This window comes from Faecalibacterium sp. I3-3-33, from assembly GCF_023347295.1.
Classification (GTDB): Bacteria; Bacillota; Clostridia; order Oscillospirales; family Ruminococcaceae; genus Faecalibacterium.
The window spans coordinates 1580889-1602148 of sequence record NZ_CP094469.1; the positions used below are offsets into that span (position 1 = coordinate 1580889).

The 21260-nt window shown below is 55.7% G+C and carries 22 protein-coding genes; 10 read left to right on the forward strand and 12 right to left on the reverse strand.

Annotation, left to right across the window (positions count from 1 at the left end):
• Window positions 1-32 precede the first annotated feature (32 nt).
• From MTP39_RS07570 to asd, 6 genes are all read right to left on the reverse strand, one after another.
• Complete coding sequence (locus MTP39_RS07570) at window positions 33-602, reverse strand: PTS sugar transporter subunit IIA (protein WP_249240043.1); 570 nt, start codon at window positions 600-602, stop codon at window positions 33-35.
• A 101-nt stretch (window positions 603-703) separates the two neighbouring features.
• Window positions 704-1171, reverse strand: a complete 468-nt coding sequence (locus MTP39_RS07575) for an ACT domain-containing protein (protein ID WP_112089888.1) — start codon at window positions 1169-1171, stop codon at window positions 704-706.
• Window positions 1172-1226: 55 nt separating this feature from the next.
• The gene (locus tag MTP39_RS07580) at window positions 1227-2519 is read right to left on the reverse strand and encodes a CapA family protein (RefSeq protein WP_249240044.1); all 1293 of its coding nucleotides are present in this window, start codon (window positions 2517-2519) and stop codon (window positions 1227-1229) included.
• Between the two features lie 42 nt (window positions 2520-2561).
• Complete coding sequence (gene dapB, locus MTP39_RS07585) at window positions 2562-3320, reverse strand: 4-hydroxy-tetrahydrodipicolinate reductase (protein ID WP_249240045.1); 759 nt, start codon at window positions 3318-3320, stop codon at window positions 2562-2564.
• A 72-nt stretch (window positions 3321-3392) separates the two neighbouring features.
• The gene (gene dapA, locus MTP39_RS07590) at window positions 3393-4286 is read right to left on the reverse strand and encodes a 4-hydroxy-tetrahydrodipicolinate synthase (RefSeq protein ID WP_249240046.1); all 894 of its coding nucleotides are present in this window, start codon (window positions 4284-4286) and stop codon (window positions 3393-3395) included.
• Between the two features lie 45 nt (window positions 4287-4331).
• Complete coding sequence (asd, locus tag MTP39_RS07595; protein ID WP_097780241.1) at window positions 4332-5414, reverse strand: aspartate-semialdehyde dehydrogenase; 1083 nt, start codon at window positions 5412-5414, stop codon at window positions 4332-4334.
• A gap of 166 nt (window positions 5415-5580) precedes the next feature.
• On the opposite strand from asd, the gene queA reads away from it, so the two are divergent.
• The 7 genes from queA to MTP39_RS07630 all read left to right on the forward strand — a co-directional run bounded on the left by queA (window position 5581) and on the right by MTP39_RS07630 (window position 12213).
• Window positions 5581-6609, forward strand: a complete 1029-nt coding sequence (queA, locus tag MTP39_RS07600; protein ID WP_249240047.1) for a tRNA preQ1(34) S-adenosylmethionine ribosyltransferase-isomerase QueA — start codon at window positions 5581-5583, stop codon at window positions 6607-6609.
• A gap of 110 nt (window positions 6610-6719) precedes the next feature.
• Window positions 6720-7865: a tRNA guanosine(34) transglycosylase Tgt gene (tgt, locus tag MTP39_RS07605; protein WP_249240048.1), complete on the forward strand. Its 1146-nt coding sequence runs from the start codon at window positions 6720-6722 to the stop codon at window positions 7863-7865.
• 74 nt (window positions 7866-7939) lie between these two features.
• Window positions 7940-8257, forward strand: a complete 318-nt coding sequence (yajC, locus tag MTP39_RS07610; protein WP_005925879.1) for a preprotein translocase subunit YajC — start codon at window positions 7940-7942, stop codon at window positions 8255-8257.
• Between the two features lie 66 nt (window positions 8258-8323).
• A complete protein-coding gene (locus MTP39_RS07615; RefSeq protein WP_249240049.1) occupies window positions 8324-8722 on the forward strand; it encodes a TIGR04086 family membrane protein in 399 nt (132 codons plus the stop codon).
• Window positions 8723-8763: 41 nt separating this feature from the next.
• Entirely contained in the window at window positions 8764-9510 is a 747-nt protein-coding gene (locus MTP39_RS07620) for a hypothetical protein (protein ID WP_249240050.1), read from the forward strand.
• A 132-nt stretch (window positions 9511-9642) separates the two neighbouring features.
• Window positions 9643-10989, forward strand: coding sequence for a DNA repair protein RadA (gene radA / locus MTP39_RS07625; protein ID WP_015538502.1), 1347 nt, complete (start codon window positions 9643-9645; stop codon window positions 10987-10989).
• A 15-nt stretch (window positions 10990-11004) separates the two neighbouring features.
• Complete coding sequence (locus MTP39_RS07630) at window positions 11005-12213, forward strand: tyrosine-type recombinase/integrase (RefSeq protein WP_249240051.1); 1209 nt, start codon at window positions 11005-11007, stop codon at window positions 12211-12213.
• A gap of 689 nt (window positions 12214-12902) precedes the next feature.
• Here the strand turns inward: MTP39_RS07630 and MTP39_RS07635 are convergent.
• From MTP39_RS07635 to MTP39_RS07660, 6 genes are all read right to left on the reverse strand, one after another.
• Window positions 12903-13613, reverse strand: coding sequence for an N-acetylmuramoyl-L-alanine amidase family protein (locus tag MTP39_RS07635; RefSeq protein WP_249240052.1), 711 nt, complete (start codon window positions 13611-13613; stop codon window positions 12903-12905).
• 271 nt (window positions 13614-13884) lie between these two features.
• Window positions 13885-16299, reverse strand: coding sequence for an endonuclease MutS2 (locus MTP39_RS07640; RefSeq protein WP_249240053.1), 2415 nt, complete (start codon window positions 16297-16299; stop codon window positions 13885-13887).
• A 15-nt stretch (window positions 16300-16314) separates the two neighbouring features.
• Window positions 16315-17064, reverse strand: coding sequence for a DNA repair protein RecO (recO, locus tag MTP39_RS07645; RefSeq protein ID WP_249242045.1), 750 nt, complete (start codon window positions 17062-17064; stop codon window positions 16315-16317).
• Window positions 17065-17282: 218 nt separating this feature from the next.
• Complete coding sequence (gene era, locus MTP39_RS07650) at window positions 17283-18218, reverse strand: GTPase Era (protein WP_249240054.1); 936 nt, start codon at window positions 18216-18218, stop codon at window positions 17283-17285.
• 46 nt (window positions 18219-18264) lie between these two features.
• Window positions 18265-18756, reverse strand: a complete 492-nt coding sequence (gene ybeY / locus MTP39_RS07655) for an rRNA maturation RNase YbeY (protein ID WP_005925846.1) — start codon at window positions 18754-18756, stop codon at window positions 18265-18267.
• Window positions 18757-18779: 23 nt separating this feature from the next.
• Window positions 18780-19775: a PhoH family protein gene (locus MTP39_RS07660; RefSeq protein ID WP_097780335.1), complete on the reverse strand. Its 996-nt coding sequence runs from the start codon at window positions 19773-19775 to the stop codon at window positions 18780-18782.
• A gap of 252 nt (window positions 19776-20027) precedes the next feature.
• On the opposite strand from MTP39_RS07660, the gene MTP39_RS07665 reads away from it, so the two are divergent.
• The 3 genes from MTP39_RS07665 to MTP39_RS07675 all read left to right on the forward strand — a co-directional run bounded on the left by MTP39_RS07665 (window position 20028) and on the right by MTP39_RS07675 (window position 21200).
• Window positions 20028-20345, forward strand: a complete 318-nt coding sequence (locus MTP39_RS07665) for a PadR family transcriptional regulator (protein ID WP_223474338.1) — start codon at window positions 20028-20030, stop codon at window positions 20343-20345.
• Window positions 20342-20845 carry a DUF2812 domain-containing protein gene (locus tag MTP39_RS07670; RefSeq protein WP_249240055.1) on the forward strand — a complete coding sequence of 168 codons (504 nt, stop codon included), beginning with the start codon at window positions 20342-20344 and terminating at the stop codon, window positions 20843-20845. The genes MTP39_RS07665 and MTP39_RS07670 overlap by 4 nt, the downstream gene beginning before the upstream one ends.
• Window positions 20846-21005: 160 nt before the next feature.
• Window positions 21006-21200, forward strand: coding sequence for a DUF3873 family protein (locus MTP39_RS07675; RefSeq protein WP_015538508.1), 195 nt, complete (start codon window positions 21006-21008; stop codon window positions 21198-21200).
• Window positions 21201-21260 lie beyond the last annotated feature (60 nt).

Genomic DNA, 21260 nt, shown 5'->3' on the forward strand with positions numbered 1-21260 from the left:
AGAAACGTCCGTAGGCGTTTCTGGCCCATTTTTTACATTTTGGCGCGTAACAGCTGCTGCCCGGCAGTTACCCGGCCGGAGAGCAAAGGCTCTATCCGTGCAAACCGACTGCTGTTGGTCACGATCACCGGAGTGGTCAGCGTGTAGCCTGCCGCTGCGATGGCCTGCAGATCGAACCGGAAAAGCAGCTGCCCCTTCTGCACATGGTCGCCAGCCTGTACAAACAGCTCATAGCCTTTGCCTTTCAGCTCCACGGTGTCCATGCCAACATGGATGAGCACCTCCAACCCGTTATCACACAGCAGACTGACGGCATGGCAGGTCTTGGCGATCTTTTTCACGATGCCGTCTGCGGGTGCTACCACCTCGCCACAGCTGGGCTCGATGGCGCAGCCCTTGCCCAACACCTCGCTGGAGAACACCGGATCCTTGATCCGTGTCAGTGCCCGGATGCGTCCCGTGACCGGTGCATAAAGCAACTGCCCGCTGTCCGCAGGCGCAGCTTCCGTTGCAGGGGCTTCCGGGGCAAACGGCGCGCTTTTCTCAAAATGTGCCCACAGCCGCTGCCGGACGCTATGCACAAGAGTTGCGGGGTCTTTCATTCCAGTTTCCTTCTTTCAGCAGAGGATTTTGCCTGTTGCTGCGCATTCCGCAAAAACAGGGCCGAAAGGGAAACTGCCCCTCCGGCCCCGGTTGATTGCTGTTACAGCTCGTATGCCTTTTTCAGTGCCTCGTAGGCGGCGTCCTCGTTTTCAGCGTGGACGAGCAGAGAGATATCCAGATCGCTGGTAGTAATCAGCAGCACCTCGATACCGGCCATAGCCAGCGCATTCAGCGCCCGCGCAGCCACGCCGCAGCTGGTGACCATATCCTCGCCGAACAGATTCAGCTTGGAATAGCCCACGCTGATCAAGGGAGAGGCCTTGGCGTCCTTATCCAGATTTGCCGCCGAGATTGCCTTCATCACCAGCGGCAGATCACTGCTAGATGCAGTAAAGCTGAAATCAATGGTAGTGCCGTGTGGGGCGCTCTGGCTGATCATATCCACCACCACGCCGGTCTCTGCAAAGATATCCAGATAGCGGGACAGACTGTTGCCCCGGAACGCTACGTCCTGCACACTGATCATCATCAGATCAGTCTCGATATTGATCTTCGATACTCCGTACATAAAAAGTCCTCCGTTCTGCCCGGGTTGCCGGACAACGCTCAATCATTTCACATTTTTATGTAAGTGCTAAAAAGGATGCGCTGATATTATTTTGCGCGATTTTTTGTATCCTGTCAAGGCTGAAATCAGAATAATTTGCCCGCACACCATGCGCTGCTGCCAATTCCTGCGTGTAATCGCGCAAAAGATAGGTGCGCACATTGGATTTTCCGGCATCGTAATGGGTCACGGTGGGGTGCAGCTGCGGTTCAAGCACTTCGCACTGTACCGAGCCGTTCGGCTGGGTAGTCTTTTGCAGCTGCAAGGTCAGGATAGCGCCCACCAGCTGATCCGGGCGGCTCTGGGTGCTGAGAAAATTACCCAGCGAGAAGGCTACAAAACTTCGCCGTCCGTCCGCTGCGGTAAGCCACTGGGCGTCCTGCAATACATGGGGGTGGGTGCCCACAATGACATCTGCACCCCAGTCTGCCAGATTCTGCGCCAGTGTGCGCTGGCTGTCCACGATGGCGTGGCTGTCCTCTACACCCCAGTGCACCCCAACCACCACAAAATCCGCCTGCTGGCGTGCCAAGCGCACCTGCCGCTCGATCACATCAGTCTGGCTGGTGTAGATGACATTGGCCGTCATATTCTTGTTCTGGCGGATGCCGTTGGTGTGCTCTGTGTAGGAGAGATAGGCGATGGTCACACCGTTGACGGTTTGCAGCGGGATACGGTCGTAATCTTCTTCGCCGCGCCACAGACCGGTGGTGACCACATCCTCCGGCATGGACTCCCAGAATTGCAGCGTGGCCGCAATGCCGGAGGCGCCCTTATCGTAGGTGTGGTTATTGGACAGGCTGAACACCCGCACCCCGGCGCGGTACAGTGCCCGCGCACAGTCACCGGGGGTGGAAAAGCTGGGGTAGGTGGAGGGTGCAAGGGTGTCGCTGCAAAGGGTCTCCTGATTGATCCAGTTCACATCCTGCTCGGCATAGAAAGGAGCGATGTGCTCATAACAGTAATCAAAGCTGTACTTTCCAGCTTCGCCTGCCCGGCGGGCAGCCTGTTTATAGATAGGGGCATGGATCAGGTTATCTCCTGTTGCAGAAAACCGGATGGTTTCCACCACGGGCTGCGGTTCGGGCTCCGGCTCCGGGGTCGCAACGGATGAAGCAGGGGATAGTGCATCCTCCGGCGGCTCGATGCCGCCCACCGGTACATCTTCTCCCGGAAGCTTTGTCCAGATCCCCAGACACAGTGCTATCACGCTCACAGCCAGAACTGACAGCACCACCGCCCGGAGCGTTTGCTTTCGGCCGCGCTTACGGGCAACCGGACGCCGCCGCTTTAAAGGCTCCTGCTTCATCGTTCACCTCTTCTCCCGGCGTATGCCGGGACAGTTTATTTTTCAGAGTGCAGCGATCAGATTGCCCATATCGTACAGACCCGGCTCCTTTTTCGCCAGATAGACCGCAGCATTTACTGCGCCGTTGGCGAAGATGCTGCGGGAGTAGGCGGTATGCCGCAGGGTGATCACCTCGTCCGGGCCGCAGAACAGCACCTCATGGTCGCCCACGATGCTGCCGCCGCGCACAGCACTGATGCCAATCTCCTTCGGGTCGCGCTTCTGGCGCACGGAGGAGCGGTCGTACACATAATGGTATGCACCGTCATTCTCCTCGTTGATGGCATCAGCCAGCATCAGCGCCGTTCCGCTGGGAGCATCCAGCTTGTTGTGGTGATGCTGCTCCACGATCTCGATATCGTAGTTGACGCCCAGCACAACAGAGGCGCGCTTGCACAACTCGGCCAGCACGTTGATGCCCATGGACATATTGGCGCTCTTGAACACCGGAACGCTGCGGGACAGTTGCACTACCTTCAGCTGCAACTCCTCCGAAAGACCGGTGGTGCACACCACGATAGGCAATTTATGGGTCTGGCAGTAGGGCAGTGCCTTTTCCACAGCAGCAGGGGAACTGAAATCGATGATCACATCGCCCTTGCCATTCAACTTTTCCAGACTGTCGTAGACCGGAATACCGTTCTGTTCGCCGTCCTTCATATCAATACCGGCCACCACACAGCAGTCCTCCCGCTGTGCGATCATATCACACAGCACATGGCCCATGCGGCCGCCAATGCCCTGAATTACGATCTCTGTCATTGTTATTCCCTCGTTTCTATAATATGGCAGAATGCCCGGAAGCTGAAGAGTCCCGGGCATTCTGTACGCTTTTTATTCCTTGATCAAACCGGCAGCCTGCAAAGCCTGCTCAATCTTTGCCTTGTGGGCATCGCTGGGCTCTACCAACGGCAGACGGCATTCGCCTGCATTCCAGCCCAGCACATTCATGGCGTACTTGACCGGAATAGGGTTCACCTCGCAGAACAGAGCCTCCTCCAGCGGCAGCATTTCCAGCTGCAAAGCGCAGGCCTTGGCGGTGTCTCTGTCAAAGAAAGCCTGACAGCAGTTATGCACCAGCTCCGGCGCAACATTGGACACCACGCTGATGACGCCCTTGCCGCCCAGTGCCAGCAGGGGAACCACCTGATCGTCGTTACCGGAGTAGATGTTCAGCGCATCACCGCACAGTGCAGCCACCTTGGCCACCTGAGAAATGTTGCCGGAGGCCTCCTTGATGCCGTTGATGAGCGGGTGCTTGCTCAGCTCCAGAGCGGTCTCTGGTGCAATGTTCAGACCCGTGCGGGAGGGCACATTGTACAGGATGACCGGGATGCCGCCAGCCTCAGCCATGGCGGTAAAGTGCGCCACCAGACCGGCCTGCGAGGTCTTGTTGTAGTAGGGGGTGACCATCAGCAGGGCATCGGCACCGCAGGCAGCAGACTTTGCTGCCAGTGCGCAGCCGTGGTCGGTATCGTTCGAGCCGGCACCGGCAATGACCGGTACGCGGTGATTGACCGTATCCACGGTGAACTTAATGGTGGCCAGCTGCTCCTCATCGGTCATGGTAGAGCACTCGCCGGTGGTGCCGCAGATGATGATGGCATCAGTGTGGCGGGCGATCTGATCCTCGATAATGCGGCCCAGCTCGTCAAAGTTGATGCTTCCGTCCTCGTACATCGGGGTGATGATGGCCACACCCGCGCCGGTAAAGACAGGCTTCTTCATAGTAAAATACTCCTTTGCTGCGTGTATCGCGCAAAAATTCAGGCATTAGTCCATATAGCCCTTTGCTGCCAGCAGCTCAGCCAGCAGCACAGCACCGCCAGCAGCACCGCGCAGGGTGTTGTGGCTCATGCAGGCAAACTTGTAGTCAAACAGGGTATCCTCCCGCAGACGGCCGATGCACACGGCCATGCCGTTCTCGGTGTTGCGGTCCAGCTTGGGCTGCGGACGATCGGGCTCGGTAAAGTAGTGCAGGAACTGCTTGGGTGCGCTGGGCAGATTCAGTTCCTGTGCGGGGCCGCGGAAGTTCGCCCATGCTTCCAGCATCTGCTCCTTGGTGGGCTTTTTGTCAAAGCTTACGAACACGGCTGCGGTGTGGCCGTCCGAGACAGGCACACGGAAGCACTGTGCGGTGATGACCGGCTTCTCAGCATTGACGATCTGGTCACCCTCAATGTGGCCCCACAGCTTCAGCGGCTCGCGCTCGCTCTTTTCCTCCTCGCCGCCGATGTAGGGGATCACGTTGTCCACGATCTCAGGCATCCGGTCAAAGGTCTTGCCAGCACCGGAAATGGCCTGATAGGTGCACACCAGCGCCTTGCTCACGCCAAAGTCCTTCATCAGGGGATGCAGGGCGGGTACATAGCTCTGCAGGCTGCAATTGGACTTGACGGCGATGAAGCCGCGCTTGGTGCCCAGACGCTTGCGCTGGGCGGGAATGATCTCGATATGGTCAGCGTTGATCTCGGGCACCACCATGGGAACATCCGGGGTGAAACGATGGGCACTGTTGTTGGAGACCACCGGGCACTCAGCCTTGGCGTATGCTTCCTCCAGTGCCTTGATCTCGTCCTTGGGCATATTGACAGCGCAGAAAACAAAATCCACCTGCGAAGCCACTTCCTCCACCTTGGAAGCGTCCAGAACGGTCATCTTCTTCACGCTCTCCGGCATGGGAGTGGTCATGGCCCAGCGGGAGCCTACTGCATCCTCATAGCTCTTGCCCGCACTGCGGCCGGATGCGGCCAGTACGGTCAGCTTGAACCAGGGATGATTCTCCAGCAGAGTCACAAAACGCTGACCCACCATGCCAGTTGCGCCTACAATACCCACTTTATACTGTCTTTCCATTTCCAGCACCTTTCCTTTCAAAAAAACAAACAGCAAATCTTAGTATTGCGAAGAACACGGCTTGCAAACCGGACAGCGATGCAATATAATAGATACTGTTTATACAGATTCTATGATATCATTGATACGTTGTCCGTGTCAATCATCGGAAAGGCAAATGCACACTATGTTAAAAAAAGATTTTTGGTATGATTTACCCAAAGAGCTCATTGCACAGGAGCCCGCAGCCCCGCGGGACGCTGCGCGGCTGATGGTTCTGAGCCAAAAGGACGACAGCATCCAGCACAAGGTGTTCCGCGACCTGCCGGAATTTCTGGAGCCGGGAGATCTTTTGGTGGTGAACAATTCCAAGGTGCTGCCCGCCCGCATCGTGGGCGTCAAGCAGCCTACCGGTGCCGTGTGTGAGCTGTTGCTGCTGCGGCAGGTGAAGGGCGACCAGTGGGAGTGTTTGGCAAAGCCCGGCAAGCGGATGCAGCCCGGCACAAAGGTGAGCTTTGGCGACGGCAGTCTGACCGCCGTGGTGGACGAGACCATGGAGGACGGCAACAAGTACGTTACATTCTATTATGATACTGAGACGCTTTATGAAAAGCTGGATGAATTTGGCAAGATGCCGCTACCGCCCTACATCACAAAGCAGCTGGAGGATCAGAGCCAGTATCAGACCGTCTACGCCAAGGAGCTGGGCAGCGCAGCTGCTCCCACCGCCGGGCTGCACTTTACTCCGGAGCTGATGGACACCATCCGCGCCATGGGCGTCGGCATTGCCGAGGTTACACTGCATGTTGGTCTGGGCACCTTCCGCCCTGTGCAGGAGGACGAGATCGCCGACCACAAGATGCACAGCGAGTGGTACTCCATCAGCGAGGAGACCGCCCGCCGCATCCGCGAGACCAAGGCCGCGGGCCACCGGGTCATCGCCGTGGGCACCACCAGCTGCCGCACGCTGGAGGCTGCCGCTGCCAAGTATGGTGAGATCAAAGCTTGCAGCGGCAACACCTCCATCTTCCTGTACCCGGGGGTGAAGTTCAACTGCATCGATGGGCTGATCACCAACTTCCATCTGCCGGAAAGCACCTTGATCATGCTGGTGTCCGCCCTGTACGGCTACGAAAAGACTATGCACGCCTATGAAGTAGCTGTGGCAGAGAAGTACCGCTTCTTCTCCTTTGGCGATGCTATGCTTATTTTGTGATTTTTTGTAATTGCGGCATAATGTTGCTACGATCGTTCTGATAACTTGCAGGCTTGCGGCCTGCATCGAGGCTGCACGGCTGTTTTCCGTGCGCAGAAAGGAAAAAGACCATGCCTTCTTTGACGACCTACACCCTGCTCAAGCAGGAACATAACGCCCGGCGGGGCGAGTTCAAAACCGTGCACGGCACGGTGCAGACCCCTGCCTTCCAGAACGTTGCCACCGCCGGTGCCATCAAGGGCGGCCTGTCGGCGCAGGATCTGAAGGATATCGGCGCACAGGTCATGCTGTGCAACACCTACCATCTGCATCTGCGTCCCGGCGACAAGCTGGTAGCGGATATGGGCGGTCTGCGCAAGTTCACCCGCTGGAATGGACCTATCCTGACCGACAGCGGCGGATTTCAGGTGTTCAGTCTGGCAAAGCTGCGCAAGATCACCGAAGAGGGCGTGACCTTTGCCTCTCATCTGGACGGTCACCGCATCTTTATGGGCCCGGAGGAGAGTATGCAGATCCAGGCCAATCTGGGCTCTACCATCGCCATGGCTTTTGATGAATGCGTGGAGAACCCCGCCCAGCACGATTATTCCAAGGACAGCTGCGAGCGCACCACCCGTTGGCTGAAACGCTGCAAGGCCGAAATGGCACGGCTGAAACACGAGGGCATCTCGGTCAACCCGGATCAGCTTCTGTTCGGCATCAATCAGGGCTGCACCTATGCAGACCTGCGTGTGGAGCATATGAAGCAGATCACAGAGCTGGATCTGGACGGCTACGCCATCGGCGGTCTGGCTGTGGGCGAGCCCACCGAAGTGATGTACGAGATGATCAGTCAGGTGGAGCCGCACATGCCTAAGGACAAGATCCGCTACCTGATGGGCGTTGGAACTCCCGGCAATATCATTGAGGCTGTGGCTCGCGGCGTAGACCTGTTTGACTGCGTTATGCCCAGCCGCAATGCCCGCCACGGCCACCTGAATACATGGAGCGGCATCATCAACATCAAAAATGCCAAGTACGAGCGAGACGAGCGTCCCATCGACCCCGCCTGCGGCTGCCCGGTGTGCCGCAACTACTCCCGCGCCTATATCCGGCATCTGCTCAAGGCAGACGAGATGCTGGGTATGCGCCTGACCGTGATGCACAACCTGTGGTTCTATAACCATCTGATGGAACGTATCCGCGATGAGCTGGATGCCGGTACCTTTACCGCCTTCCACGACAGATATGTGAAACTTCTGGATACCCGAATTTAAACTTTAGCCTTGCAACAAGGCTGATAAGAGGGTATAATAGCATTATCTGAATTTTTGAGAGGAGATTTTGCCCCATGCAATTTCTGACTACCACGTCCGAAGGCTATATCAGCCTGTTCTTCACGCTGGCATTGATGCTGGTCCTGCTGTACTTCATGATCTACCGTCCCCAGAAGAAGCAGGAAAAGAAGGATGCCGCTATGCGCAGCAGTCTGGAGATCGGCGATCAGGTCACCACCATCGGCGGTGTTATTGGCCGCGTTGTCGCCATCAAGGACGACACCTTTGTTCTGGAGACCGGCGCTGACCGCGTGAAGATCCGCTTTACCAAGTCTGCTATCTCTTCTGTCGAAAAGCTGAACATGGACAAGGCTCCTGCCGATAAGAAGTAAGCTTTTATACCGTGCATACATGAACCGCCTCCCTGCATAGACTATGTGCAGGGAGGCGGTTTTGTTATGTCTGAATCTCGTGGTTTCCCGGCGGAGCTTCTTTCGTTTCTGCTTTTCGGGGTGCTGGGGGTAGCCGTAACGGCGGCAGCTCTGGCTGGTTTTGCGCAGCTGATGGCCGGGCAGGGCTGCTCCGGCAGTGTCGCGCCGATACTTGCCACAACAGCTGTGTGCATGGGCAGTCTGCTGTGCACACTGGCGGCAGCGTTCCGCAAGAAGGTGCGCGGTCTTTTGACCGGATTGCTCCAAAGTACATTTCTGGCATTGCCGCTGGCGCTTTCTGCTGTATGGAACGGCACCGCCGCCGAGCCTGCTGTGGTGTGCCGTATTCTGGCGGTGCTGCTCTGCGGCGGTATTGGTGGACTGCTTGGCGTCACCCTGCGCAGCCGCAGGCACACGCTTCGTTGATAGTTCTGATAAAACGAATCCATCAGAGGGGAAAACAGCGTATGTGGATCTACGAACAAGAAAAAACGGAAGAAAACCTGTCTTTACTGCCGCAGATGGTCAGCTTTCCGGCGCAGAAAACAGAGCCCGCTCTGCCGACTGTACCGGAAACTGCACCGGAACCCGTAGAGCAATTGCCGCAAAAAGAGCCCTGCATCCCGTCAAAGCGGCACGCTACCCGGGATTGCTGGCTGCTGGCTACGGCCTTTCTGCTGGGGAGTTCGGCAGCCGGTGTATTGCAGGCCGTATGCGATGCCCGGCAGGCAGAACTGCTGCGGTATTATCTGGAAGCGTGGCAAGGGCTGTTTGCGCCGGGCAGTCTGCAAGGGGCAGTACAGCTTTTTGGCATGGAATATCTGGCTCTCGGCCTTGTGGTCAGCCTTTTTCTGGCACTAGGGCTTTCTGCCCTTGGGCCAGTGATGATCTTTGGCAGCATGATGTTGTACGGTTTGGGCAGCGGGCTGCTTATGGTACAGCTTTGTGCGGCAGGCGGGTGGAAAACGATACTTCTGGCCTTACTTTGGACAGGCCTGCCCGCGGCAGCGGCAAGCGGCTGTCTATGCTTTTTCGGAGCCTGTGCTTTGCAGGTCAGCAGCCGTATCCACGCTTATTCTTTTCGTAAGCATCCCGGCGGACAAGCCCGCCCCGGGGCGCAGGCATTGATGGGGCAGTATCTGCTGACCATGGTGGTGTTGCTGCCGCTGTGCGGTGCGGCGGCAGGGCTTTCGTATCTGGGCAGCCGCTTGTAAACAATATCCTTTTCTTGCGGGTTTTGGCGCAGTGTGTTACAATAACAAAAGACCATTATAAAATGAGGGACAGACATGAAACTAAAATCCGTCTATGTATGCTCCAATTGCGGAGAGACAAGCCCCCGCTGGATGGGGCGCTGCCCCAGCTGCGGCAGCTGGAACACCATGAACGAGGACGTTGTTGCCGAAGCCCCCAAGGCGGGGACTCCTGCCGCCCGGCAGGCTGCTGCGGCTCGTCAGGAGGGCGTGACCACCCTGACCGCCCGGCGGCTGTCAGAAATCAGCACCACCGAGGAAAAGAGCCGCATCCTGACCGGCATCTCGGAGCTGGACCGTGTATTGGGCGGTGGTATCGTACTGGGCGGTGTGGTGCTTTTGAGCGGTGAGCCGGGCGTGGGCAAATCCACCATGCTGTTACAGCTGTGCGGTGCCATCTCTAACCAGCACAGTGTGCTGTATATCACCGGCGAGGAATCTGTCCGGCAGGTCAAGCTGCGCGCTGCGCGGCTGAAGGTGCCGCAGGACAACATTTTTCTGGCGGCAGAGAACGATGTAGACGAGATCTGCGGCTTGATTGAAAAGGAAAAGCCGGACCTTGTGGTCATCGACTCCATCCAGACCATGCGCTGCATGGATATCTCGTCCTCGTCCGGTACGGTCAGTCAGGTGAAGGAGAGCGCCGCGCGTCTGCTGGCAGTTGCCAAAAAACAGGAGATTCCCATGTTCATCGTGGGTCATGTGAACAAGGATGGTGCAATTGCAGGCCCCAAGGTCATGGAGCATATCGTGGATACAGTGCTCTACTTTGAGGGCGACAAGATGCTGCCGTACCGCATTCTGCGGGCAGCCAAAAACCGCTACGGCTCCACCAATGAGCTTGGCATGTTCGATATGACCGGCACAGGACTTGCCGAGATTGAAAACCCATCCCAGATGCTTCTGGAAGGACGTCCGCTGGGCGTTTCCGGCAACTGTGTGGCCTGCACCATGGAGGGTAGCCGTCCTATCCTGAGCGAGATACAGGCACTTGCCACCAAGACGAATTTTCCTGCACCCCGCCGCGCTTGCAGCGGATACGACTATAACCGCATGAACCTTTTGATTGCCGTGTTGGAAAAGCGGGCAGGATACTTCTTTGGCAATCTGGATGTTTACGTCAACATTGTGGGCGGCATTGCGCTGCGTGATACCGCCTGCGATCTTGCCGTCTGCCTGAGCATGGTCTCTTCGCTGCTGGACCGCCCGGTCAGCGATAAGCTTATCGCTATCGGAGAGGTAGGTCTGGGCGGGGAAGTGCGCAGCGTGCCTAATCTGGAACAGCGTCTGCACGAGGCAGAGCGCATCGGCTTTGAGCGGGCGGTTATCCCTAAACACAGCCTTGCACACCTGAATGCCGCAGATTATCCCGGCATGAAGCTGGTCGGTGCGGCGTATATCGCAGATGCCATCAATGCGCTGAAAAACGACCGCCTGTGATGAAACGAGGAAGCTATGTCGATCTATCTGGACGAAAGAAATCCCGGCAAGCACGCACCCTTTGAGGATGCTGCCCCGGATATTGTAGAATATGTGCGGTACCTTGAGGTGATCGCCGGCAAAAGCGCCAATACGGCGTTTAGTTATTACTGTGACCTGCGCTCCTTCAGCCGCTTTATGAAGCGCCGTCGCGGACTTGTGACCGCAGATGCAGAATTTAAGGAGATCGACCCCAAGGGGCTGGATACGGCCTTTTGGGGCAGCATAACAAAAGAGGATATCTACGAATATCTGTACTTTTTAAACCGAGAATGCGGCAACAAAAAATCCTCTACCGCCCGGCGGCTGGCCAGCCTGCACGGCTTTTATGATTATCTGGTCAATCAGGTCAACCGCTTATCCGAGGACCCTACGGCGGCTATCCGTCCGCCCAAGCAGGATAAGGTCTTGCCCAAATATCTGACGGCAGAGCAGTCTATCTCACTTTTGGAGAGCACCCAGACCCAGAGCGACTTCCCGGAGCGGGATTATTGCATGGTGGTACTGTTTCTCAACTGCGGTATGCGTCTTGCAGAGTTGGTGGGCATGGACCTTGGAGACATTGACTTAGAGCAGCGGCAGATCCGCCTGTTCGGCAAGGGCCATAAGGAACGCATGGTCTACCTGAATGATGCCTGTGTGGAGGCGCTTCAGCTGTATCTGCGCAAGCGTAACACCATGGAAGGGCTTTCACCCAAGGAAAAAGCCGTGTTCATTACGCGGATGCGCAAGGAGCGTATCTCGAACCGCAGGGTAGAACAGCTGATCTCCGGTGCGATGAAGGCCGCCGGACTGAAGGGCTTTTCCACCCATAAGCTGCGCCACACTGCCGCAACTTTGATGTATCAGACCGGTAATGTAGATATCCTTACCCTCAAGCAGCTTCTGGGACACAGCAGTGTGGGAACCACACAAATTTATACGCACCTGCAAGAATTTCAGGTTCGTTCTGCCATTGAAGAAAATCCGCTGGGCAAGGTACTGCCCATAAAAGCCAAAAAAGCAAGCTTGGATACAACAGAAGCAGCAGGGGAGACATCTGCCGAAAATGCCCTGGCGGGAGAGGACGCTTCTGAACCGTCCGGCCCAATGGCCGCCTTTAAGGGCGCTGCACAGGATGGCTTTCGGGCAGATATTTCGGCAATGTCTATCGAAGAAACTAACGATTCATCAAGCAATACTTAAACCTACTCAAAACGTTTAAGACGGTTCAAAGACCCATGGCGCGATCCGGTTTGACTGGATGCTGCCATGGGTCTTTATAATTTACAATGTAAGCAGTCAGCAGCCATACAGGAGCATCCTCAGAAGATTCTGGCAGAAACATACTAAGCCATGTCCACACAAAAATCAACTGGAATGATCAACCACAGCCGCAAACTGTAAATCATAAAACGCAGCATGAAACATTATAAAGCAAACTCAAAGACGCTGCAAGAATAATCGAACCAACATGAATCATAACCGAACCGATTCGGCAGCGCATAACACAGGAAGTATCTGTAAGCGTGAGACAAATAAAACAATAAAATATGATAAAAAGTGCAGAATGCGCAAAACGGTTGAGCCAAGCCCAAAAATGAGCCAGACGGGTCTGGAACGCCAAAAATCCGGGAAATGGGCTTTTTTCACTTCCCTAAGTTTCGCATAACGTGCATTATACGAAACATCAATAATCAAAAAAACAGAAGCTGCCCTTCTCTCTTTCTGTCAGATTTCCAGCAGCTTCTGTGGATGCTGTTCTTTTTGTATGTGCCCGCTTCTACGCCGCTGGACGTTCAAGCGTTCGACTTATGCCTGCAGTGACTGTTCAGGTGCGTTACAGGTCATGTTACATAAGGAGTATCGTTTCTTCTGCTTTGGTGATGCGATACTCATTTTACCGGCAGCGGTTCTGTACCGAAGTATGCACAGATGGCTTCATAATAAATGCGTGCCACAGCATTGCAGCCCTCCTCGCTGCCAAAGCGCTTCACATCTTCGGCGTTCGTTACAAAGCACTGCTCCGCCAACACTGCCGGACAATCCACGTCCTCCAGCAGCGTAAAGCTGCGCTCAGGCCGCACCTGTGTGTAGGTGTTTTCCACCAGCTGCTTCTGGTCGTTTTCCAGATAATAAATGTAACGCACTCCCCCACGTCCGCGCAGTTTTGCGCCGATGCTCTGCATTCCACCGGCCAGCAGTCGGGCAAAATAAAAGCTCTCCTGATGCCATGTGCGTCCGGGCACTGCCGGATAGCACTCAAACCCGGATGCCGTAGAGCCGTTGGCTGCGGAGTTGCCATGGATGGACAGCAGCAGCTGCGGGCTTTGGGCACTGGCAGCCGCTGCACGCTGGGCAGGCGTAGCGGTTGCATCAAAGCCTTCCCGGGTCTGCAACGGAATGTAATTGGAATCCTGCTCTAACCACTGAAGCAGCGCAGCAGCCGTTGCTGCTGTGACCTGTTTTTCCTCGACCACTCCCCTTGCGCCTGGGTCGTTGCCGCCATGTCCGGCGTCTATTGCCACCCGGTACGGCGGGTCGCCCACCACAGGACGAAAATCATCCTCTGCGGCCGAGACTGCGGGTGCTGCGGGTGCGTTCAATTCCAGCGCCGCCTTCCATAAAAACAGGCCGAAACAGATCATCAATGCCGCAAAAACAAGCAGTAGTCCATGCAAAATCCGACGCTGGGCTTTGCGGCGGTGCGTTTTACGTTTGCTATGTTTATTTACTGGTCTGCGCTGACTGGTTGGCATAAAGCTTTACTTCCTGTTCGTTTTACATTTCTATTTATATAATACGAGTATACTCGCCTTTTCCTTGCACTGCAACAAAAAAAGACTGCCAATTTTTCAAAAGGCAGTCCTTACTGAGTTATTTCAGTTCTACAACCGTCACACCGCTCTCACCTTCGCCGTAACGACCAAGACGGAAGCTTTTTACCATGCGGTTGCCGCGCAGATGCTTATGGATGGCAGTGCGCAGTGCGCCGGTGCCGTTGCCGTGGATCAAGTAGACCACCGTCTGTCCGTTCAGGATAGCGCGGTCAATAAAGGAATCCACCTCCGACAGTGCCTCGTCCACCGTAAGTCCCAGCAGGTTGCACTCCATTTTGGCAGTACGCTGTACGCGCTCTACCCTGCCATTGGGACGGTTGGTGTCGCCGGTCAGGCGGGAATACCGCTGCTGCGCCTTGGTTTTTGGTGCAGTGGGTTCTTTTACCAGCTTTTCCGGCTGCTTCAAGCCCTTGAGGGGTACCTTGGTCTTGATGATACCGGCGCGCACCAGCACATCGCCGTTTTTATCAGGCAGTGCCAGAACGGTGGCCAGCTGGTTCAACTCTGCAATGCAGACCTCCTGCCCCACTTTTACCTCCTTCAGTGGCACAAACTCCTTAACGGGGTTATGCACCACTTCCGTACCGGCAAACAGCTTTTCGGTCTCCTTTTTGGCAATCTCGCGGGCACGCTGCGCTTTCTGCTGGGCGCTCATGCGCTCATCTTTTTGCAGCTGGCGCAGCTCGTCGGTCAGCGCATAGGCCTGTGTTTCCACCTGCTGTGCCAGCGTGCGTGCCTTGGCACGAGCTGCTTCCAATTCATTCTCGCCCTGCTGGATCAGCTCATCCCGCTTTTTGCGGGCGGCTTCCAGCTGATGAGAAGCTTCGTTGCGCAGCTGCTCCACCTCGTTCTGGCTTTCCTTCAGCTGCAGCTTCAGATCATCCAGCTGACCCAGAACCGCATCCAGACGCTTATCCTCGGCAGACAGATGCTGCTGGGCAGCCTCAATGACGCGGCTGGGGATGCCCAGCTTTTCGCTGATCAGGAATGCGTTGGATTTGCCCGGTACGCCCACACTCAGCTTATAGGTTGGGCGCAGGGTCTCCAAATCAAACTCGCAGCTGGCATTGACCACGCCCTTTGTTTCCAATGCAAAGACCTTCAGCTCTGCATAGTGGGTGGTCGCCATCAGCAGAACGCCACGGCGGCGCAGCTCCTCAATGATGGCAACTGCCAGCGCGGCGCCCTCGGCGGGATCGGTACCGGCACCCAGCTCGTCCAGCAGCACAAGGGTGTGCGGCATGGCCAGTTCCAGAATGCCGGTGATCTTTTTCATGTGGCCGGAGAAGGTAGACAGGCTTTGCTCAATGCTCTGTTCATCGCCGATATCCACCAGAAATTCATCAAACACGCAGATCTCGCTGCGCTCGTCAGCCGGGATCAAAAAGCCGCACTGTGCCATGGCGCACAGCAGACCGGCGGTTTTCAGAGTGACCGTTTTACCGCCGGTGTTCGGGCCGGTGATGATAAGAGAATCATACTCCCCGCCCAGTGCAATATCCACAGGAACGCACTTTTGCGGATCAATCAGCGGGTGGCGGGCGCGGATCAGTTTAAAGGAAGAATCCGTCCGCACAGCGGGCTTGAAGGCCTTCAGTTCCAGTGCAAGCCGCGCCTTCGCCAGCAGGATGTCGATTTCCAGCATAGCCTTGTAGCTGTACTGGAACTGCGGCTCAATGGCGGCCACCTGTGCGGTAAAGGCCACCAGAATGCGCTCGATCTCCTGCGCTTCCTGTGCGCGGTACTGCAGGATGCGGGCATTGGCTTCCACCACTGCCTGCGGCTCCACGAACACCGTAGCGCCCGTAGAGGATACATCGTGGATGATACCGCTCACCTCGCCGCGGTACTCGCTCTTGACCGGCACAACATACCGGCCGTTGCGCATGGAAACCACGCTCTCCTGCAGGTATTTGGAGGTATCCATATTGCGCACCATGCTTTCCAGCCGGTCGCGAATGCTGTTTTCGGTGGCGCGTATCTTTTTGCGCAGCTCTGCCAGAGTGCGGGAGGCGGTATCCGCCATGGCGTCCGGTGCCAGAATGGCACTGGAAATCTGCTGTTCAAGGCCCGGCTCCGGTGCCAGCGCGTAAAACAGATCATCGGTCGGCAGCGCGTCATGCTCAGAGGAGCCGTACCAGCTGGTCAAGTGCTGGAAATTGCGCAGCGCACCAGCCACCATCAGCAGCTCGCCCATAGAAAGCACACCGCCTTTTACGGCACGGGCAGCAAGCTGGCTGACCCCCTCTACCCCGCCAAAGCGCGGCGAGCCGTTTTTGATCAGCAGGGTGTTGATGGCGTCCGTCTGTTCCAGCGCGTAGCGTACCTCGTCCGGGTCGCACTGCGGCTCAATGGCCAGCAGCATGGCACGGGCTTCCTTGCACACACAGCCCTCTGCTGCACGGGCAATGATCTTATCCAGTTCTAATGTTTTTAAGTAGCTTGTTTCCATACTGTTCCTTTTTGGTCAGGGCAGCACGCTTTTCAAAAAGGCATAGCTTTTCAGCGGCTTATCCAGATGCGTCAGGGCATAGTTTTCAGCCACTGCGGAAAGCTTTGCCAGACTGCCCACAGAGATCTTGAATGCAAATATTTTTTTGTCCTCTACCAAGCAGATGTGGCGCAGTGCAAACAGCGCAGCCTTGTCCAGATTGCAGTTCTTGCCTGCCTTTGCCGCACAGGCTGCACAGAGCAGATGCCCTTCCTGCGCGTCCAGATAAAAGGCATCTCCTTCATCGTAGGTGCCGCAGTCCCGGCAGCAGACAATCTGCGGCATAAAGCCGCACTCGCTCATGGTGCGCAGCTCAAAGACTGCCTTGATCACCCGCAGGTCGGTGCGATGCTCGCTGATCATATACAGGCTGTTCAGCACTAGACGCAATTCCCGGGCCGCTTCCTCGCCGGTAGGCGAAAGCGCAGCGGCCATCTCGGTAAGATACATGGCAAGGCTCACCCCTTCAATGGAGGAGGAAACGCCGTGGAAGATATTCTGCACCTCGGCTTCCCGCACGGTATACATATTGCGTCCGGGCACCAGCGTAAACTCCGAATAGCAGAATAGCCCGCAGGCACTGAACAGCTTGCTTTTCAGCCGCAGACTATTTGCAGCCATTGCTGTGATCACGCCCAGCTTCGGGGTAAGGATCGTCAGAATGCGGTCGGCTTCTCTATAACGGGTCTCCTTCAGTACCAGACCCATTGTCACAAATGGTTCCATCATCCGTTTCTCCTGCCGGATGCTCGGCGGGCAGCTGCACCAGTTGTTTGTAATCAAGATAACGGAGAATATTCCCCGTGCAGGCAAAGGCCTGCCAGCTTGCAGCAGCATCCATCTTCAGTACTCCTTCCCTTTCCTGTGCACAGGCTGCTTTTGTTATAGTGTCAGCCTGATTCTAGCACAGCATACAAGGGAAAACTGTCCTGCTTTGGCAGCACTCAGCGGTTGGAGGAATTCTGCTTGAAGCCGAAGTTATTCAGCAAAAATTCGTTATCCCGCCAGTCGGATTTCACCTTGACCCAGCACTGCAGGTTGACCCGGCAGCCCAGGAACTCCTCGCAGTCGGCGCGGGCAGCGCTGGCGATCTTTTTAAGCATCGCACCGCCCTTGCCGATGACCATGCCCTTGTGGCTCTCCCGCTCGCAGTAGATGTTCACATCAATGTCAATCAGGTCTGTGCCCGGGCGCTCCTTAAAGCGCTCCACCACTACTGCAATACCGTGCGGGATCTCGTCCCGCATAAAGAGCAGCGCCTTTTCGCGGATGACCTCGGCCACCAGCTCTTTTTCCGGCATATCGGTATAAGCGTCATCATCAAAATAATGGGGGCCTTCCACGGCATAGCGGCTCAAGGCATCGAACAGCTCCTCGCTGCCCTCCTTATTGCGCACACTGATGGTGTAGATCTCGTCAAACACACCCAGTGCCTTCAACTCTGCCTTGCGTGCTTCTAAGTCGGTGGGATCTTTCACAAGGTCGGTTTTGTTGATGACCGCAATGGCCGGGCCGCTGCGGTGCAGCGCTTCTACCAATGCCATCTCGGATTCGTTCAGCGCGCCGTAGGGCTCGAACAACATCATGGAAACATCCACATCCGCAATGGAATCGCTGGCGGTCTTATCCATACGCTTGCCCAACTTGTTGTGGGCTTTGTGCACACCGGGAGTGTCCAGCAGCACATATTGCAGCGGCCCCCGGGTGATCACGCCGGTGATGCGGGTGCGGGTGGTCTGGGGCTTGGAGGTGACGATAGCCACCTTTTCACCGACCAAGAGGTTCGTCAGGCTGGATTTGCCCACGTTCGGTCGTCCGATGACAGCAACGAATACAGAGGAGGTGTCGTAATGCTCCTGAACGGGTGTTGTAGTACTCAAAGTGAACTCCTGTCTTGTTTTTATGTTCTGTTGCAGTGAATGGATATCATTCCGTGTAGCTGACCGTGCGGGGCAGACCCAGCTGCAGCAGCACAGCCTCTTCTTTTTCGCGCATACGCATGGCTTCCAGACCGCCGTTTTCGTGGTCGTAGCCCAGCAGATGCAGCATGGAGTGGACGGTCAGAAAGGCCACCTCCCGCTGCAGCGGATGTCCATACAGGTTCGCCTGCTCCATGGCGCGCTCCATGCTGATGACGATATCGCCCAGCATCATGCAGCCGTTGTTCTCGTCGATATCGTACTTGCCGTTCTCACCCAGAGGAAAGCTCAGCACATCAGTGGGCATGGGCTTGTTGCGGTACTGGTTGTTCAGCTCGGCAATGGCAGCGTTGTCCACAAAGGTAACGCTGATCTCGGCAGGACGGTCAAAATGCTCATATTCCAGCACTGCGTTACAAGCGCGCCGGATCAGGATACGGAGCCCGGAGGGCACCTTGACAGCTTTCTGGGAGTTGGTGATCAAAACTTTGTTGGACATATCGGTCCACTCCTTTCAAAGGGTTACTTAAAATTCTTTTTGTTTTCTTTATTTTCCGCTTCGGCAGCCGGATGGGCAGCACGCTCGTAAGCCTTTACGATCTCCTGCACCAGCCGGTGACGCACAACGTCCTTATCGGTAAAGTAGCACTGTGCAATGCCGTTCACATCCTTCAGCACCTTCAGCGCGTCCACCAGACCGCTACGGGTGCTGCCCGGTAGATCGATCTGGGTCACATCGCCGGTAACGACAACCTTGGAGCCCACACCCATACGGGTAAGGAACATTTTCATCTGCTCTGGGGTGGTGTTCTGCGCCTCGTCCAGAATGATAAAGGAATCATCCAGTGTACGTCCACGCATATAGGCCAGCGGGGCAACCTCAATGATCTGCTTTTCTACCAGACGCTCGTAGGTCTCTGCACCCAGCATATCAAACAGGCCATCGTACAGCGGCCGCAGATAGGGGTCTACCTTCTGCTGCAGGTCGCCGGGCAGAAAGCCCAGCTTCTCCCCTGCCTCCACCGCCGGGCGGGTCAGGATGATGCGGGAGACCTCCTTGGCCTTAAAGGCTTTTACCGCCATGGCTACGGCCAGATAGGTCTTGCCGGTACCCGCCGGGCCAACACCGAAGGTAATGGCATTGGAACGGATGGCGCTCAGATATTCCTTCTGTCCCAGCGTTTTGGGACGGATCGGGCGTCCCTTGACCGTGACAGTAACAAAATCCTCGGTCAGCTCCTTTACCCGCTTCTCCGCGCCATCATGCGCCAGACTGATGCAGTAGTGCACGGTCTGATCCTCCAGCGGTGTTCGGTTCTCGATCAGAAGAAGCATTCCCTCCACAGCGCGGTTCGCTGCCGCCACATTGGCAGGCTCGCCGGAAATGCGCAGCTGTGTACCGCGGCAAACAGCGGTAACAGAAAACTCTTTTTCCAATAAGCGAATATTCCGGTCACAGTTGCCAAAAACAGCCGCTGCGATCTCTACACTATCCAGTTCAATACACTTTTCCGCCATGGAGCTCCTCCCGAATTGCAGAATTTGATGACTATATTGTACCACCAAAATCTTCAGAAGAAAACTATGAAAAGTGCACAAAATATTTTCCCGTGTTCCATCGGTTTTTCCATACGAACCGTGGTTTAAAGCTTTTTGATAGCTTTTTCCCGAAAACACTTGACAAAGTATATCGGGAGGCGATATACTTTAGGCATGATATATCGGTTGACGATATATAGCCGTCCGATAGAATCCATGGAGTATTTCAATATGGAAAACCTTGCATTGACCGAATCGACCTATTATATTCTGTTGTCTCTTTACCATCCGCAGCACGGCTATGGCATCATGCAGCAGACAGAGCAGCTTTCCGGCGGCAGAGTCCATCTTGCCGCCGGGACACTGTACGGCGCATTGACTTCTCTGTGCGAAAAAGGCTGGATTCGTCCCCTGCCCGCTGAGAGCGGCAGCCGAAAAAAGGAATATCAGCTTACCGCAGAGGGCGTACAGGTATTAAAGCACGAGCTTGCCCGCTTGCAGCAGCTTGTGGCAAATGGTGAGAGCATCCTGAAGGAGGAAGCCTTATGAGGGAAAAGAAAACCGTTTTCAAGCTTTTCTTTGTATGGGATTTTGAAAAAGAAGAGCGCTGGCTGAACGAGATGGCGCAGGAGGGATGGGTACTGGACAATACCGGGTTTTCCTTTTATACCTTTGTGCGCTGCGAACCGGGCGAGTATATCATCCGCTTGGAGATGAACCCCAGCAGCGATTACCGCGCCTTTGTAAAGGAACTGGGTGCGGAATATATCGGCGGTTGTGTCAACTGGGTGTACTTTCGTCGGAAAGCAGAACTTGGCAGTTTTGAGCTGCTCTCGGATATTGACTCCCGCCTGACGCATCTGAGCCGCATCGACAGGATGCTTTCCCTGATCTGCTTGGCAAACCTCATCATGGGCGTAACGAACTCTCTGAACCAGTTCCGCTACGGCTGGCTGAACCTGTTGTGCGCAGCAATGCTCTCCTATGCACTGGGGCGCATCCACGGCATGAAAGCTGCATTGGAAAAGGAGCGCAGTTTGCACGAATGATTTGTCAAGCCCTTCTTCGCCACAACCGCAGAGAAAAAAGCGGCGTATCTTTGGACAAAAAGACCATAGCAAACTTTTCTCCATCGTGATACAATAGCAAGCGTTGTGTGCCGCCGCCCGGCGGCCGTTTGGACTGCTTGAACACAAAGGAGAAGGAACCATGGAACAGCTTTTTCTGATGCCCGGTGAAGAACGATACGAGCGCTTCAAGGATGGCAACGGTGTTCCTAAGGTACACTACTCCTACTGCTCTATGCGCGGCGCCTTCTTCGACTGCGAGAGCCGCAGTCTTGAGGAAGCCCAGCGCCTGTGCGAAAACTGGCTTGTAGGGCAGGATCGCTGCTACCGCAACTAACATAGAACCATAAAACCCCTGCCGTATTTGCAGACCTTTTTGCAAAACGGCAGGGGCTAT